Source organism: Thalassoglobus neptunius, assembly GCF_007859735.1.
Taxonomy (GTDB): domain Bacteria; phylum Planctomycetota; class Planctomycetia; order Planctomycetales; family Planctomycetaceae; genus Thalassoglobus; species Thalassoglobus neptunius.
This window is the reverse complement of sequence record NZ_SIHI01000001.1, coordinates 1,001,530-1,017,227: the sequence shown is the minus strand read 5'-3', so window position 1 is coordinate 1,017,227 and position 15,698 is coordinate 1,001,530. Positions and strand designations below refer to the sequence as shown.

The window sequence follows — 15,698 nt, the reverse complement described above, 5'->3', positions numbered from 1 at the left end:
TGATCGTCAAACTTTCAACAGAGATGGCCGGTTCTGTTCTCAGCCCCGGTCAAACCCATTGTCGTTCCGTCCGCAATGAAGATTAGATCAGCGGAAGTGTTCCGTCGTCATCGACGAAACTCGGAATCCCATGAATACTACCGCGAACAGTGATTCCGTTCGGAGCGACCAGTTCTGAGCCCTCCAAATCAATGTTGCCGGCCTTGGCGATCACTCGGCCATTAATGCTTCCATCAGTGATTCCGATGCTGGAATCAGTCAGATCCAAATTGTAGAAGGCTTTGAGAGAGATCTTTTCAGATGCTCGAAGTGACGCATTGTAGACTGAAGCGTTTCCACTTTTGCTTGCAATTCGAACCTTTGACGAGACTCCTTCTGCTTGAATGACAGCGGCTTCAGCAAACAAGTCTCCGTCCGCAGCGATGCTAACTTTCTCGCTCGCTTCGACCCAGCTGCCGTCCAGCACGACATCGTCCTTCGCGGCGACTTTGACACTGGACTCTGGCGTATCAATCGCACTCCAGAATGAATCTTCCGCGATGACGGGACCTTTCGACTTCACTTTGATGTTGTCGAAGGCAAACAGCTCAGCTCCACGAAGTTCGACACCTTCCGTTCCGGAGATCTTGAGGTCTCCGTTGTAGGCATCAAAGACAGAGTCGAATCCGACAACCCAACCCTTCGCATCGACTTTGATGTCCTGACCGATGACGTCAGCCAGGAGATAGACGTCCCGTTTCGCATTCAGCTTGACGCTTTCACCTGCGAAAACGAGACCGTCCAACACAACGATATCGTCTTTCGCCCGCATCTTGACGCTTCCGTCAATCGAATCGACAGCTGAATCGACGACAACGATGCTGCCGTGCTTCGACTTCAGAGTGATGTCGTTGTCGGCAATCAAATCTGATTCGACGATAATGTCGCCATCTGCTTTGATCTGAATGAAACTGGCATCGATCGTAGACTGGATCACGACTCCCGCACCATGGATGACTTCAGTGTAGTTGCCTTCCGTGCGTCGAGTGTCAAAGATGCCGTCGGCGAGTTCATCTCCGAGAAGGACGTCCCCCTCATTGAAGACGCCATCGTTGTTGGCATCGACGAATGACATCGGGATCACGCCGGATTCAACAGCCCCGATATCGACGGCGCTACCAAGAATACGATCGAAACCGATTCCTCGCTGGTCGGTGGCCAGCGGGTTGCTGCCGGCGTCGGTTGCATCGCCGTTGTTTCCGGCGTTAATAGCGAGGCTGCCTTCGACGAGTGCGTGCGTCAGGGTTGGACCTCCATTGTCGGCAAGCGTCTGCTCAATCACGTCAATCGCGTTGACACCTGTAATGTCTGTGCCTGCGCCGACAACATTAATCGTCGATCCCGTCAAATCACCGAAAATATTGAATCCGCTGCTGTCAACTGATCCTGAAATATCTTCCCGGTTGTCTCCAGCCATTTCATCGTTGCCAATGACAATGGAATTGTAGATTGAGACCTGTCCGGCAGAAATTCGAATTCCGCCACCGCCACCTTCGAAATCCCCTGAATGTGATGCAGAGTTTCCAAAGATCGTCGAGTTGGTGATCGTCAGATTCCCAGTTGAATTGAAGATCCCTCCACCGCCACCGCCGGCTTGATTTCCGCTGATTGTCGTATTGGTAATATCGAGAGTTCCGCGGTTATAGATCCCACCGCCGCCAGCATCTCCATCGACTAGTTCACCGACGTTTCCGCTGATTGTGCTATTGAGGATCTGCATGCTTCCGACGTTGTAGATTCCTCCGCCTTCATCACCAACCACATTGTTACTGACCGTGGAGTTCGTGATGACTGCTGTGCCTCCACTTCCATTGTAGATACCGCCGCCGTATTCATCGCCCGTGACAGTGTTGCTGTCGAGTACAGAGTCTGTAACGGTCAGATTCCCTGTGTTAAAGATCGCTCCCCCGGAACTCACGGAGACGTTTCCGGAGAAAGTCGAATTCTGAACGGTGAGAGTTCCTGAGTTTTGAATCCCCGCACCATGGAAACCTCCATCATTGTTGGAAATCACCGAATCGGTGATGTAAACCGTTCCTCCTGCGTTGTTCAACCCACCACCATAAGTCGCGAGTCCTTCGTTAACATTGCTGTTTCGCAGGTAGAGCGTATCCGTTGAATCTGCGACATGGATATTTCCACCATTTGAACCAACCGATGCATAGCCATCGGTAATTGTCAGTCCGTCGAGAACGACAGTGGCGCCATTACCTGAACTATCAATAACGAATGGGGTGATATCTCCTTGGCCGTCGATCGTCACTGGGCTCGCCAGACCGGATGCATCAATATCGAGAGAGTCCGAAATGACAAGCGACGATCCCTGACCTGACGGACCGATTCCAATCGTCTGCCCTGAGAGAGAGGCGTCAAACGTGATCGAATCCGCCCCGGCAGAGTTATTGGCAGCATCGATCGCTTCGCGAAGTGAAATTCCATCTCCTCCGTCTGATGCAATCAGATTGGCAATGGACGAAGTGTCTCCGTTGGTCACATCAATCGCGTTGCTCACAACAACGCCCGCCAGCAGGACTCGAGATTCAAGCCCTTCGGACGAATGCGAACTTCCCACGACTCGTTGACGGCGACGTTGCGCTCCCCGCATCAACGGTCCACAAGTCGAGACAAAAGGACGAACAATTCGGTTCAAGAAGTTACTGGTCATAGTGAGGCTCCGAAGCTTGTCACCGGGGCAATGAGACGCCCAAGTCGACGAAAGGATTTGTGTAAAAAACTCTTGGAATGAAACTATTTCTGTCCCGGTGAATCGACTCTTCGAAACTCCGGAGAAACCTGTTCCAACGCGTCATCCGAGAGGACGTAAGAACATGAAATCAACGCGGTGTCTTCCGTAACCAAGTCCGGTCGAATCATTCCGCCGAGCAGTTCCACTGCAAAGATTTCCTGCACTGCGTCTTCGAATCTGACAAACCCGACTGTCGCACCCGTCTCAATATCAACCACCCACACACCGCACGTCCGCTCGGTCAGCTCATCACAGAGGGGAATCCCACTGAAGGTTGCCGACTCCCGAACTTGCGAAAGGCCAATCAACGCGAGATTGCCCGCAAAGGTCAGTCCCCGCGTAAATCCTGGCAGCCGTGTGATTTCTTCGTACTTGCCCGTTTCAAGATCGATCCTGCCGAACCCGCCCGTTCCGGAATGCAGAATCCAAAGCTGATCGCGATACCAGCGAGGTGAGTGAGGCATCGAAAGCTTTCGCGAAATCACTTCATCGCTTTCCACATCGATCAGCACTCCGCCATCCCGTTTGTTCTCTCTCCATCCCCCGTCAGTGTCGGTCGTTCCGAGAGCAGTAACGTATCGCACTCGACCGTCACGAACAGCCATTCCGTTGAGATGGCATTGATCGCCGGACCGAAGTTGAGAGATGAACTTCGGCTTCCAGACAGGTTCGAAGCTGTACTCCGAACTCCGAACAGACAAACAAGAGAAAGCTGTGTTGACGAACCAGAGTTCGGGAGACTCGTTCGGATCCCGCGAGACCCACGCCATCTCATGAATCCGCACGTCACCGGTGATATGGCAATTGCGGGGCAGGAACGCCGCATCATGAGACCCCACGGGCTCAATTCGCTGAGCTGCCGCCGGGAGGTTTTGGAACTCCCAAATGTCGTGAGAGCAACCAATCGCCAGACGCCCTCCATTCACCGCGAGGCCCATCGGCTTCGAAAAACTTCGGAAGTGCGTATTCAGCACACCGTCCTGATTGCGAAGCAGAATGACCTTTCCCGCCTGATAGGTCGTCACCAGCAGAGAACTCTTCAGTTGATCGAGAATCTCAGGGACGGAAGATGTATGCACACTTCGCAGCTGGTGCCCTGTGCCCGTACCTCCCTCGGCTCCTTCTTGTGGCTGTTGAGCAGGATCCGGATTTTTTGAGGTCTCTGACATGGCAAACAACGAAGAATGGAAGTGTTAAGAATCTGACACTTCGTTGTTCGACTCATTCAGCTTCAGTCCGCCATCGCTCCTCAATGCGGGGGTGAGATTCTGGGGAAAGTAGGCCGACAGTCAGGATTGAGGCGATTGCAACGGCGATGTCCACTTTCAGCGACTTCGGTCTTCACTGCTTACTGAAGTGAAAATACTCAAGCTTCCCCAGCCATCGACATCTCTTCTGCTTCGCTCTTTCCCTCGTCGTTCACACTCGTTCGATGCAAAGATCTGTGAAACAGAGTTCCGGAAAAGCGGGACCGGAGCCATTCTGAGAAAAACTTGTGCTGTTGTGTCACAACTTCATTCTCTGCCTGTATGGGTGAGTGAACGCCGGCGAATCGCTTTCCTGTCCGCGTCGACGGGAATTGCAGCCGGTCAACGGGTTGCGCATAATCACTGAAACGAAATATGGTGATTTCGCAGCCGGAAGAAGATTCCAACTCGGAGAGATGAATGAAAAAGTCCACACCCATTTTGGCGGTATGTGTTTCCGGCGGATTGCTTTGCAGTGCAACAAATGTCGTGTTGTCACAGGTCACCACTCCTCCTGAATCATCGTCCAAACAGACCCAGAATTTCGAAGACGTTCCCGTCTCGAAGGCAGCTCAGGCAGGGGATATTTCGAAATCCCTGACCACAGTTTCGGTCGTGGCTTCTCGATCGATGAACCCGAAGCAAAACAACATCGAATCGGACTCCGCTGCCAAAAGCAGCGACAATGCCGACTCAAAATCAGAAACAACCGTTCACGCGATCGTTGAAATTCGAGACACGAAAGTGCCTGATGAAGACGTTCAGTGGACAGTTGAGGTCACTCAAATCGCCAGCCGGGGAGACACGAGCACTCCTCCGACTCCTCTGGCGAGAACGACAAATCGAAACAGCGATTCCAAACCAACGGCAATCAATGAAGAGATTTTTGTTCAACAACGAGCCACGGATCACTAACTCCAAGCCAACCTGACCTCTCTGCACTGAACGGGTCACCATCAGAGGACAATGACAATGTTTCGCATACGATCGATGAAGTTGATCGCGTGCTGCGCCGCACTTGTGTTCTCACTCGGAGAACGTGCCGCACACGCCGAAGTCACAGAACGACACGAAAAAGTCGTCAACGAAGTTTTTCAACGACTCCTGGCTGTCATGGAAACCCCAGACGGCTGGGAAGTCTGGCCGCCCGAAGTCACCGTCGTTGACAAGGGATTCGCCAACGCATTCGCAGGATTCCGAACGGAAGATGGTGTCGACGTTCCGTATGTCGAAATCACCGTCACTACTGTCGAAGAGATCGCGGACTACGATCCAGATACTCTCGCATTCACACTGGGCCACGAACTCGGCCACTTGTTCTTCGATCACAACCACCAGTCGGTTGAGTTTCGAGAAAAGTTCGGAGACAAACTCCAGACGATCCGTCTGGCGTGCAATCGCGAACAGGAACTCGAAGCGGACTTGTTCGGAATGCAACTCGCATTCAAAGCCGGGTACTCACGTCAGGGGTTGATCAAAGACCTCCATGCATGGCGTGAAAACACGACTCCTTACTGCCGGTTCGAGGGGCTGTCTGTCAATCATCCGACATGGGAAGACCGAGCGACGTTCCTCTTCGACGATGAACGACAGAAGTCGCTTTGGCGTTCGCTGAGTTCATTCCAAACCGGAGTTATGTTCCTTGAGAATCAGCATCACCTTCATGCACAAGTCTGTTTCGAAAATGTTACCGTCGAGTTCCCCGAATGCTACGAAGCCTGGGCAAATCTCGGCTACTCATTGTTGATGCAATATTGTGACGGACTCGACGCCGAAGATCTCAAGAACTTCAATATCGGCCACCTCGTCGTCGGCGGATTCTATCGACGGCCCGGATCTCTCGAACCAACAGTTCGAGGTGTCGACCCAGACCTCTGGTTCGAAGCAGTCGGTGCATTCCGAGAAGCTCTGCGTTTGAAGGAACGACTCGGCCTCAAGGATGATCTCCTGATGGTCAAAGCGAACCTGGCAGTCGCTTACCTGATTCACCCCGCCGGGAAAGATGTGGGACAGGCGGAACAGTGGTTCGACGAAGTGTTCACCGCACTCCGAAACAACCCTGAAGATTCTCAACTTGACCCTCTGGTTCATGCGTCCATTCTCATCAACTCCGGCTCTGCTCGTGGGTTCGATTCGGATCTGGTCGTCCAAACGCTCGGACTTCTGGCGGAAGCGAAAACGAAGCGAGGAAACGATCTCGTTGCGGAAGCACTCGAAACCGCCCTTCAGTTCAACCAGGCCCGCGCTCTCACAACTTCGGGAGATCCGGCCAATCAGCTGACAGCTCTGGCGTTGTTCGAGAAGTATCTCGACGGAATGACCTCCGCCAGTTCCTGGTGGCCGATTGCATACGAACAGTATGTGCAGCTATCCGAAGCTGTTGGAAAGGCTCCCAAAAAAGAGTCCGAGTTCAAGCAACTTGGAATCAAGGACTGGCGACCCATCACGGCGGTGGAACTCGCTGACGGAAAGACGATCGGCCTGAGCCAACCACTCAACGAAGTTTTGAAGACGTTGGGACCCGCTGATGTCGAGATTCCAGTGATCGAAGGGAAAAACATCAAGTATTACAAGTACGAAGATCTGGGAATCACCATTCTCGCCACTCGTGAAGTTCTCGCTGTCATCCTCGATTCTGAAAAGGCTCCAGCAGTCAAAATTCAGCGTCCGGGACTCGGCGGAGATGATGCGACTCTCGAGATGGGAATGAATCGTGGAGTTCTGGAAGGACTCCTGGGCAGCGACTGGGATGTCGAAATTACGAACCTGTTCCAACTCGACGAGCTTCATCAGCTCTATCGTGACTTGGGACTGGCCGTTCAATTTGAAGATGGCGTGGTCAGCGAATTAGTGATCTCCGTCGTCCCGCTGAAGTAACTGAAAAGTAACTCACAAAATCCTGAAAACCGCAACTTTGACTACCTTTGGAGATGACTCATGTTGACTACTCGCACACTTGCAACCCTCGCCCTGGCAACCCTCCTGTCACTTTCGATGGGTCAGTTCAGCAACGCCCAGGACGATGACGCCGCTTTGCTGAAAGCTCACGAGCAACTGAAAGCGGTTCTCGATCAGGTCGACGAACTGTTCTACAAAGAAATGACCACTGACTCCGGCGTCACGTTTTACAATCTCATTTGGGAAATGGACGGCGAAACATCCAAGATCACTTTCGAACTGCGACAACTTGGTCACTACTCCGGCAAGCCAGTCTTCGGACTTCTCGCGTACACCACCGTCGCACAAACCGAAGGCTCGATGCCTCCCGCTGTGATTAAAGCAGTCGCAACGAAGAACGAAACGACCGGTCTCGGATTCTTCAGCATGACTTCAGGATTCGACACGCTGTACATGAACTTCACAACTCCGTCCGACGCGTTGACGCCAGCCCAAGTCTGGATGACCTGTGCTTACATGCACAACAACCGCATTAAGATGCGAAAGGAAGTTGAAACACTCATGTCTGCCTCCGGCCGCTAGAGCTTGTTCCTCGAGACTATTTTCGTCGCTTCTCTACTCTCGCGATTTTGAATGGATGAGGTCATTTGTGCAAGCTCTCCCAAACCCTTCCAGCAACTGCTCGAAAGGTCAACCGGTAACATCGTGCGATTTGAGAACGACGGAATCTCGGAAACGTGAACTGAATCTAAATTCTCGTGACGGTGTCGGTGAGTTGCTCACCGCGCCTTTACGAGATTTTTTCGTTCTTACACCTCCTCCTTTTCACCAGTCGACTTCTGCGTCAAGGTGTCCTCATGCGAGTCAATGACCTCTCGCTCGACAACCAATCAATACCGGGTTTCACACCCGTCAGCCAATGACGGAACGACTCCACAATTTTGAAACCGATCTACTCGGAACTTTCGCCGGGGGCGATGAAAGCACGACGTCATCCGACGATTCTCAAACTCCGATCACACCGGAAATTCCCGGATACCGCATTCTTTCCATCCTCGGAAAAGGAGGTATGGGACAGGTCTATCTGGCTGAAGACCTGAAGCTGAAACGACAAGTTGCACTGAAAGTCGTCGCTGGGGGAGCAGCTTCCACTCCTGAAATGCTCGAACGTTTTCAGGCTGAAGCACGCGCTGTCGCCGCAGTCAAACATCCCGGCGTGTGCCACATTTTTGAGGCAGGCGAGGCTGGTTCGATTCCGTATCTCGCCATGGAAGTGATTCAGGGGAAGACGGTCTCGGAACTGATTCGTGAACAACTTCCGACTCCGAAACAGTCCGCCAAGCTCGCGAATGATATCGCCAAAGCAGTCCATGCGTGTCACGAATCCGGAATTCTGCATCGCGATCTCAAACCTTCGAACGTGATGGTGACGAACGATGGCATCGTGAAAGTGATGGACTTCGGACTCGCCAAACCACTCGGCACAAGTGGTGACCGCACGCGGACTGGAGAGATCATTGGAACTCCCAGCTACATGGCTCCGGAGCAGGCAAGCGGAGTCGTCAAACAACTCGGCCCGGAATGTGATGTCTATGCAATCGGGGCGTTGATCTACGAAATGCTGACCGGGCGGCCTCCGTTTCAAACGTCCGAGTTGATGCAAACCATCATGCTCGTCATGACGACCGATCCCGTTCCCCCAAGGAAACTTCAGCCGCGCGTTCCGACCGATCTCGAAACCATCTGTCTGAAGTGCCTGCAAAAACAAACTCGCAAGCGATATTCATCTGCATTGGAATTGTCTGAAGACCTCGAAAGGTATCTGAACAGCGAACCGATTCGGGCGAGAAAAACTCCGCTTTGGGAGCAAGGCTACAAATGGTCGCGCCGCCATCCGGTGCTCACCGTCTTCCTCGCGATGATCGGCCTGGCGGTGATGGGAGGACTCGCTGGCGTCTCATTCCATGTCGAGCGATTGCAGTCCGAACTCGATCGAAACGAACGCCTCTTCAATGAAAGCCAGGAACTCGGCCGGTGGCTTGTCAATGACCATATCCCCGCACTTGCCCGACTTGCAGGTGGGGGAACTCAACGAAGTGATCTCGTTGCCAAAACATTAACCCACCTTCACCAACTGCAACTCGATGTGGCTGCCGACGAAAAGCTGGCCGAGTACATTGCTCAAGCGTATCTGCAAATCGCCCGCGTCCAATCCGATCCTGCCTTCGCGACTTCGGAAAGCCTTCGTCAGGCGCTGCAAAGTCTGGAGGATGCGCTGAAGCTGTCTCCGCAAGATGACTCGAAAGAAGCATCGATTCAGTCAACGATCGACCGGGCCAACCTGCATCTCGAACGCGCGCGACTGTTTCAACAGCTCGCCGAAACGAACTCCGCATCTGATGAAATCGCGACGGCTTTGTCGCAGATCGATCAGCTTCCGAAACCTCTCCCGCCAGCTGGAGAAGTGACTCGACTTGCTGCTCGAGAAATGGAGTTGGACCTCAATCTTCAACAGTTGACCGCGGAGGAGCAAATCGAGGCTTATCTCAGCTTGCTCGAAGAAGGACAATTGCTCCTCGATTCTCAGACGGATTCAGACAAAGGAACCGAGGTTGTTTCGAATCTCGCTTGGAGAATCGGCCTGCTACTCGAAGCATCCGCGCAGGCGGCGGAACAAAACCGGTCGGGAGAAGCAATCGATTACCTCACGATGGGAGTCGACTTGCTGAGCCAAACCGAAGGTGACAGCACTCGCAAAACCTTTGAGTTGACCGACCGCCTCAGCTTTATTTCCGAGGTTCAGCAATCTGACAATCAGCTCAATGAAGCACTTCAATCAATTCAAACAGCGATCGATTTGCAGCTGCGACTCGCCAGTGAAATCCCTGACAGCTCGATCATCAAGACTCGGCAGGCGGAACTTCTTGAACGGCGTTTTGAGTTCGAACAGCAGTTGCAACTCGTCGACGACATGCTGGAGACAGCGGCTGAGCATCTTCAGGTCTCTCAGGAATTTGAGCTGCTCGATCCCGCCAACTCTCAGAAGCTCCTCCAACGATCGCACACGTTGATCGCTCAAGCTCAGCAGTCTCGGCTTCGATATGCCGATGCTGTCGATCACATTCGGCAGGCTCTTCAAATCGCTCGCGAACGCAAGACAGAAAACTGGCCTCGGGCGCAGGCTCTCGAATTCGCAGATCTTCTCGATCTGACAGCGACTCTGATCGTCGACCAGGCCAACGATCGCTCCGCAATCAGTTCTCGAATTACGTCGCTCGAAGAAGCCATCGCACTCCTCAAAGAGTCTGAGCAGATTTACCGATCCGTCGGCGAAGATCAAAACAGCCCAGAGGATTCCGCTTTCTGGAAGAACGTCCGGCAGCAACATCGATTCGAAGAGGAACTCGACCGGTTGCTTCTTCAGTCACGAGAGACGAAACAAATCCGTTGACGTTCGCTGCGCATTGCTCTTCTCTGTGCACTTGCAAGCGCGATATCGTTAGCTTCATGTCTCCTGCTTCGATGTGAGAGCGGGGAATCGCCAGCTCGAGATTTGAAAGAGAGCGACATGACAGCTCCGAATCCGGATGAGTTTGTTTCAAGATTCGATGCCCAACCGACCCGGTGGAGTATGGTGCAGCGGGCTCACGGTGAGTCAATGGCAGGCGGAGCGGAAGCGCGACAATACCTCGTAATGAGGTACTCCGCCGCAATTCGGGGGTACGTTCGCGCGATGACTCGCAGCGAAGACGAAGCGGACGATTTGACGCAAGACGTCATGGTCCGGCTCCTGCAGGGCGATTTCGCCGGTGCAGATCCGAGCAAGGGTCGGTTTCGAGACCTTTTGAAAGTCGCCGTCCGAAACATGACACGCAACATGTGGGCGAAGAAGAAGGTCCGCAAAACCGTCGATTCAGATGCCGCCGAGGTCGCTCCTCCATCTGACGACGAATCCGAAGCCACATGGGAAGACAGCTGGCAGCGACAGGTTTTGGACCTCACCTGGAATCGGCTGGAAGACTATCAGAAGACTCACCCGGGAAGCATCGCCTACACGGTGCTGAAACTGCGGACGGACTTTCCCGACGAAACTTCAGACGAGCTGGCAGCCCGTCTCAGCGAGAAAATCGGGAAGACCGCCCGAGCGGACCAGACGCGACAACAACTGCGACGGGCCCGGGTTCGCTTTGCGGAATTCCTCGTCGCAGAAGTCATGGACGGAATTGAAGTTGCGTCGCAAGAACGAATCGAGGACGAATTGATTCAGCTGGGGCTCTACGACCAGGTGAAAGAGTTTCTGCCGAGCGTTTGGGAGAACCTCAGCAAGGAGTGACAGAAAATTCTGGAAAAACTTCGGCGGGTGTGTCACAGCTGTGGAAGTGAGCTGTAAGGGGAGTGTCTGAATGATAACCACTCAACACAAACCGGAGTTCAACCATGTTTTTCCCATCACTCAACCAACTGTTTCGTCGCTCTTTCTTCAACGCTCTCGTCTTGTCAGTCGCTTTCGGAAGCACCGCTGTGAACGCCATCGCAGGGCCAAGTTTCAGCGGTCCAGCAACTGCGTCGATCGATGCTTCAGAATACGAAGAATGGGGACTCGAACCACCACCTTCTCAATCAACACCTGCCAGCGGCCCAGTCGATCAGGATACTCCTGCTCAGCCAGCAACGGATCAACCCGCTCAAACTGCTCAGCAAAATCTTCCTCCAGCTCCACAGGATCTGACTCAGTCCGTTCAACAAGCGACCGTGCTCGTCATTGCTGTCTACCCCGATGGCAAAGAGTTCCACACTGCGGGATGGATTGTTGACTCGAACCGACGCATCATCGTGACGCTTCGCCACATGGTCGAAGGGGCAGAACAAATCTTCGTCGGATTTCCTCAGCTTTCGAGCGGGGCTCCGAACGAACTCCAGGGATCACCAGCGACCCTGATGGCTTCTTCTGACGACATGGACGTGGCCTACCTCGTGGCTGAAAGAATTCCAGGATCACTTCCAAGTCTGGTGAATTCAGAAAAATTCGGGGATTACGGAAGCTCAGGTGCTCCGGCCGGGAATGCTGGCCACACACCAACGAGCGGAACTGGGGGCGGCCCGCTGGTCCAGACCCCTCCAACGACTGGCGGTCGCCCACAGCCTCCGGGACCTGTTCAACAAGGCGGTCACACTCCGACCTCCAACTTCCCTCCCGCTGGGAATGGTGGATTCAACAACGGAGGAATGAACGGTGGCGGTTTCAATAACGGCGAGTTCAACGGTGGCGGAGGCTTCAACGGCGGCGGATTCGGAAACAACGCTCCCGCTCAGAACAACCCAGTCGTCGGACAGTGGTACCTTCAGGACACCGTCAACGGAGTGCAATTGTACATCGGAGTCACTTTCAACGCTCAAGGCCAGTTCTCGCTGCAAATGGTGACAGTCGACGGATACGGACAAAAGTCACAAGAGAACGACAACGGAAGCTTCCGGGTTCAAGGCAACACACTGTTCCTGAACGGCGGAGACGGACCACAGCAGCTTCCTTTCTGGTTCGAAAACGGAATGCTCTTCGTGCAGTTTCCTGAACTCGGAACGACAATGGCTTTCCACAAAGCCTAAACCAAAGTGAACTCCGGCAAGCCCCTGCATCCGACGGATGCGGGGGCTTTTTTTGTGTTCGTAGCCAGCTTCCAATTTTTTCTCGAATCGCCTGTCACACTCGCGGTAGCTGGCTGTACTGGGAGGGACCTCACCTTTAACCCTCTTCGGAGTGAATTCAATGCTGACCCGCCCACCCTTCAAAACGCTTTGTGTTTCGATCGTTCTGTTCTGTTCCATCTTCAAATTGATTCCACCTTGCCTGTCGGCAGCAGACTCACGACGCCCAGCTGATGTCGGAGGAAGCCAACGCCCCGCCCTTCACGTTCGACAGGTCAAGCTCTACGACAACCAGGGATTCGGAAAGCCGGTTGTCTGCCGGACCTTTCTTCTTCCCGGAAGCTGGCAAGTCGCTGGCGGAGTGCAATGGGCTCAAACGTACCAGGAGTATCAGCCCTTCTACTACGAAAGTTTCTCCGCGATGAGCGGCAATCAGGAGGCATCGATCGAGTTGCTTCCCGCCTACTCGTGGCTCTGGTTTGCGGACCCATACATGCGACAGATGATGCAGCAAAGTGGGGCTCCCCTGGCTGCTCCGCTCGATGCGGCCGGAGTCGTTCAGAACGTCATCATTCCAAACTACCGACCGGGAGCTGTCGTGACTTCGGTGACTCCCAGAAACGACCTTGCTCAGGCTCTGCGAAAAGAACTCGTCAAATACGGACTCGACCAGATCGAGGCGATGGGATCGAAACTCTATCTCGACTTCGTCGAAGCGCGGATCAGCTACACGATGAACGGCGTTGAGTTTCAGGAAGTGGTCGTTGTCCAGCTGACCCGGACCGACTTTGCCTCGACCGGAATGCAGAGTTACACCGCCAGCAACATGTTCCTCATGAGAGCCCCCAAGGCCAAATGGAGCAACTACGAATCCATCTTCGCCACTGCCCTCAGCTCGATGCGACAGAACCCGGCCTGGCTCAAAGCGATCAATCAGTTCCATCGAAACATCGCCCGGATCCGCCAAAAGGGAGCACAACAACGACAGCAGATCATGCGACAGACCTACGAAGAGATCGCTCGCAGCAATCAGGAATCCTGGGAGTACCGACAGGAATCGATCGACCGCTCAGCCCGTGAGTTCAGTGAGATGATTCGCGAAGTGGAAACCTACTACGACCCGTCAACGGGCTACGAAGTCGAGCTTCCCTACGAATACGACTACGCCTTTTCCAACGGACTCGGAGACTACGTGGTCACCGACGATCCCTTCTACGATCCAAACTCTGACCTGTTCAGCAGCAACTGGCAACAACTCCAGACGACTCCTTAGAGCAAGTTGCTCTTTCCTGTGCACTCGCTTGAACTTCTCTATCAGGGAAAAGGCTGAGATTGCTCGTGCGAGTGAGTGCACACCCAATCAGAAAATGTTCTCGATCAACGCAGCCGTGAAGTGTGAGTGGGAAGGTCGCTCGGCTCTCCGGAATTCGTTCCGGAGGGTCGACGGCTTTTTTAAGTCTGTGGAACGCACTCGTGTTTCCATTTCAGTAAAAGACAACTCAGTAGAAGACAACACAGTCAGTACAACAGCCCCCAGACAACATTGGAACCAGCCATGAATCCTCTACCGAAAATCGTCCCTGCAGGTGAAGGTCAAGAGTACGAAGTGATCGGCGGAGACCTCATCACAATCAAGTTGACGGGAGAGGAGACCGCTGCAGCATTCACACTCCTGCACACGATTGTTCCTCCTTTGGCTGGCCCACCCCGGCACGTGCATCGTCGCGAGTCAGAGACATTCCATGTTCTCCAAGGGCGGTTCGAATTCGAAATCGATGGCGAACGGAAGACAGTGGGTCCGGGAGATGTGGTGTTCGCACCTCGAAACATTCCACATCAGTTTCGCAACCTTGAATCGGAGCCGGGGCAGGTCATGATCATCTGCGAGCCAAGCGGCTTCGAAAACTTCGTGGAAGAGTTCTCCAGGCTTTCCCCCACGGAGATTCCAGATCTTCAGGAGATGGCGGAGATCGGTGCCCGGTATGGTATCGAGTTCGTTCCCCCCAGCCTCGAATGATGCCGAATGACTTTGGCTACCACGGTCGAGCCGGGTATTGACCGCTGGCAATCGACGCGAACTGTTGCGAGTCGTACGGGGCAGCAACGACGTCTGACTCCAGCTGGCGAGTCCGAAACAGATTCACAATGTAACCCATTCGCTCTTTGAGTACGGTCCAGTCGGAAGCTCGTGTTTGCTCAAGGTTGGAGCGGCCGGTGTCCCACCCGTCCGGAGGAGTGAGAAACTCGAGGAGTTCAGGATTGGTCAGCTCTCGCAGAGCCGGAGGGAAAATGGCCTCGTCGAGCGGAGGAACATCCTCGTGGACAGAGAGCGTTTCTTCTCCAACACTAAACGTCATCAACCGCTCGGTGACACACTTTCGAATGAGAAACGGAAGAGACTGAGAGATCAAAGGCTGTAAACGGATATGCTCATGCAAGATCGCCAGACAGTTTCCGAAATACGTCGCTTCGACTCGATTGTCCAGATCGGCACCAACCCGGGCGGACTCGTACTGAGTGAATGCCCGTCCCAGCAGATTCTCGGTCCGCGACTTTCTCGACATCTCATCGATCGTCTCCAGGACCGAAGCGAAGTTCGCCTCATCCGAGTTCGCTTCCGAATCCCGGACATACTGGAGGTAGCACGCCGTCGCCCGCCCAATGTCATCGAGGACGAGCCGGTTCCCGTCGAGGATTCTTCGAGACGCAGCACGGCGCGTGTATCGAGCAAGTTGATATCCGCAGAAGCCTCCGGTCAGAGCGCCCAGAGTAATCCAAACCAGGAGAGACACGAACAGCGACAATCCTGTCCACTGGCCCGTCAGTCCTCCCACGATCAGTCCGACAACTCCGCCGACGCAACCTGCCACGAAAGTCGCGTCCCGGGCTGCCTGATCGCGGTCCTCCTGACGAATCGTGACTCCCGCCTTTCGAGATCCCCACACAGCCCAGCTATGGAAGTTCGCACCGGTTTCCGGACCGATCGCAGCTCGAAGTGCTTCCGAAAGCAAGTGGTGACAACGTGTAATCAGGAAGTTGGAGAGAAGCGGGTCGGAAGCAGCCAGTGCTTCATCGATCATGCGATTCCAATCCTCTTCCGTCCTTTCGTCCATGTCTGTTCGATC

Annotated in this window: 11 protein-coding genes; 8 read left to right on the top strand and 3 right to left on the bottom strand. The window is 53.8% G+C overall.

The window, feature by feature from the left end; translation table 11 throughout:
- Window positions 1-82 precede the first annotated feature (82 nt).
- Both KOR42_RS04145 and KOR42_RS04140 read right to left on the bottom strand, forming a co-directional pair.
- Window positions 83-2,704, bottom strand: coding sequence for a right-handed parallel beta-helix repeat-containing protein (locus KOR42_RS04145; RefSeq protein ID WP_146507343.1), 2,622 nt, complete (start codon window positions 2,702-2,704; stop codon window positions 83-85).
- Window positions 2,705-2,787: 83 nt separating this feature from the next.
- The gene (locus tag KOR42_RS04140) at window positions 2,788-3,954 is read right to left on the bottom strand and encodes a TIGR03032 family protein (protein WP_146507342.1); all 1,167 of its coding nucleotides are present in this window, start codon (window positions 3,952-3,954) and stop codon (window positions 2,788-2,790) included.
- Window positions 3,955-4,452: 498 nt separating this feature from the next.
- On the opposite strand from KOR42_RS04140, the gene KOR42_RS04135 reads away from it, so the two are divergent.
- From KOR42_RS04135 to KOR42_RS04100, 8 genes are all read left to right on the top strand, one after another.
- The gene (locus tag KOR42_RS04135; protein WP_146507341.1) at window positions 4,453-4,947 is read left to right on the top strand and encodes a hypothetical protein; all 495 of its coding nucleotides are present in this window, start codon (window positions 4,453-4,455) and stop codon (window positions 4,945-4,947) included.
- A 57-nt stretch (window positions 4,948-5,004) separates the two neighbouring features.
- The gene (locus tag KOR42_RS04130) at window positions 5,005-6,909 is read left to right on the top strand and encodes a M48 family metalloprotease (RefSeq protein ID WP_146507340.1); all 1,905 of its coding nucleotides are present in this window, start codon (window positions 5,005-5,007) and stop codon (window positions 6,907-6,909) included.
- 60 nt (window positions 6,910-6,969) lie between these two features.
- Window positions 6,970-7,512: a hypothetical protein gene (locus KOR42_RS04125; protein ID WP_146507339.1), complete on the top strand. Its 543-nt coding sequence runs from the start codon at window positions 6,970-6,972 to the stop codon at window positions 7,510-7,512.
- 337 nt (window positions 7,513-7,849) lie between these two features.
- Window positions 7,850-10,381 (top strand): serine/threonine-protein kinase, encoded by a 2,532-nt coding sequence (locus tag KOR42_RS04120; RefSeq protein WP_146507338.1) that lies wholly within the window; start codon window positions 7,850-7,852, stop codon window positions 10,379-10,381.
- A gap of 117 nt (window positions 10,382-10,498) precedes the next feature.
- Window positions 10,499-11,263 (top strand): RNA polymerase sigma factor, encoded by a 765-nt coding sequence (locus tag KOR42_RS04115; RefSeq protein ID WP_146507337.1) that lies wholly within the window; start codon window positions 10,499-10,501, stop codon window positions 11,261-11,263.
- Between the two features lie 104 nt (window positions 11,264-11,367).
- Complete coding sequence (locus KOR42_RS04110) at window positions 11,368-12,534, top strand: hypothetical protein (protein ID WP_146507336.1); 1,167 nt, start codon at window positions 11,368-11,370, stop codon at window positions 12,532-12,534.
- Between the two features lie 160 nt (window positions 12,535-12,694).
- Entirely contained in the window at window positions 12,695-13,846 is a 1,152-nt protein-coding gene (locus KOR42_RS04105) for a hypothetical protein (RefSeq protein ID WP_146507335.1), read from the top strand.
- A gap of 282 nt (window positions 13,847-14,128) precedes the next feature.
- Complete coding sequence (locus KOR42_RS04100) at window positions 14,129-14,590, top strand: cupin domain-containing protein (RefSeq protein WP_146507334.1); 462 nt, start codon at window positions 14,129-14,131, stop codon at window positions 14,588-14,590.
- Window positions 14,591-14,606: 16 nt separating this feature from the next.
- Here the strand turns inward: KOR42_RS04100 and KOR42_RS04095 are convergent, their stop codons facing one another.
- Window positions 14,607-15,686, bottom strand: a complete 1,080-nt coding sequence (locus tag KOR42_RS04095; RefSeq protein WP_231740629.1) for a hypothetical protein — start codon at window positions 15,684-15,686, stop codon at window positions 14,607-14,609.
- Between the last annotated feature and the right edge of the window lie 12 nt (window positions 15,687-15,698).

What these genes read in the sequence shown, in the direction of transcription:
- KOR42_RS04145 (WP_146507343.1), bottom strand. Translation starts at nt 2,704, where the DNA reads ATGACCAGTAACTTCTTGAACCGAATTGTTCGTCCTTTTGTCTCGACT.
- KOR42_RS04120 (WP_146507338.1), top strand. Translation starts at nt 7,850, where the DNA reads ATGACGGAACGACTCCACAATTTTGAAACCGATCTACTCGGAACTTTC.
- KOR42_RS04130 (WP_146507340.1), top strand. Translation starts at nt 5,005, where the DNA reads ATGTTTCGCATACGATCGATGAAGTTGATCGCGTGCTGCGCCGCACTT.
- KOR42_RS04105 (WP_146507335.1), top strand. Translation starts at nt 12,695, where the DNA reads ATGCTGACCCGCCCACCCTTCAAAACGCTTTGTGTTTCGATCGTTCTG.
- KOR42_RS04110 (WP_146507336.1), top strand. Translation starts at nt 11,368, where the DNA reads ATGTTTTTCCCATCACTCAACCAACTGTTTCGTCGCTCTTTCTTCAAC.
- KOR42_RS04125 (WP_146507339.1), top strand. Translation starts at nt 6,970, where the DNA reads ATGTTGACTACTCGCACACTTGCAACCCTCGCCCTGGCAACCCTCCTG.
- KOR42_RS04115 (WP_146507337.1), top strand. Translation starts at nt 10,499, where the DNA reads ATGACAGCTCCGAATCCGGATGAGTTTGTTTCAAGATTCGATGCCCAA.
- KOR42_RS04095 (WP_231740629.1), bottom strand. Translation starts at nt 15,686, where the DNA reads ATGGACGAAAGGACGGAAGAGGATTGGAATCGCATGATCGATGAAGCA.
- KOR42_RS04135 (WP_146507341.1), top strand. Translation starts at nt 4,453, where the DNA reads ATGAAAAAGTCCACACCCATTTTGGCGGTATGTGTTTCCGGCGGATTG.
- KOR42_RS04140 (WP_146507342.1), bottom strand. Translation starts at nt 3,954, where the DNA reads ATGTCAGAGACCTCAAAAAATCCGGATCCTGCTCAACAGCCACAAGAA.
- KOR42_RS04100 (WP_146507334.1), top strand. Translation starts at nt 14,129, where the DNA reads ATGAATCCTCTACCGAAAATCGTCCCTGCAGGTGAAGGTCAAGAGTAC.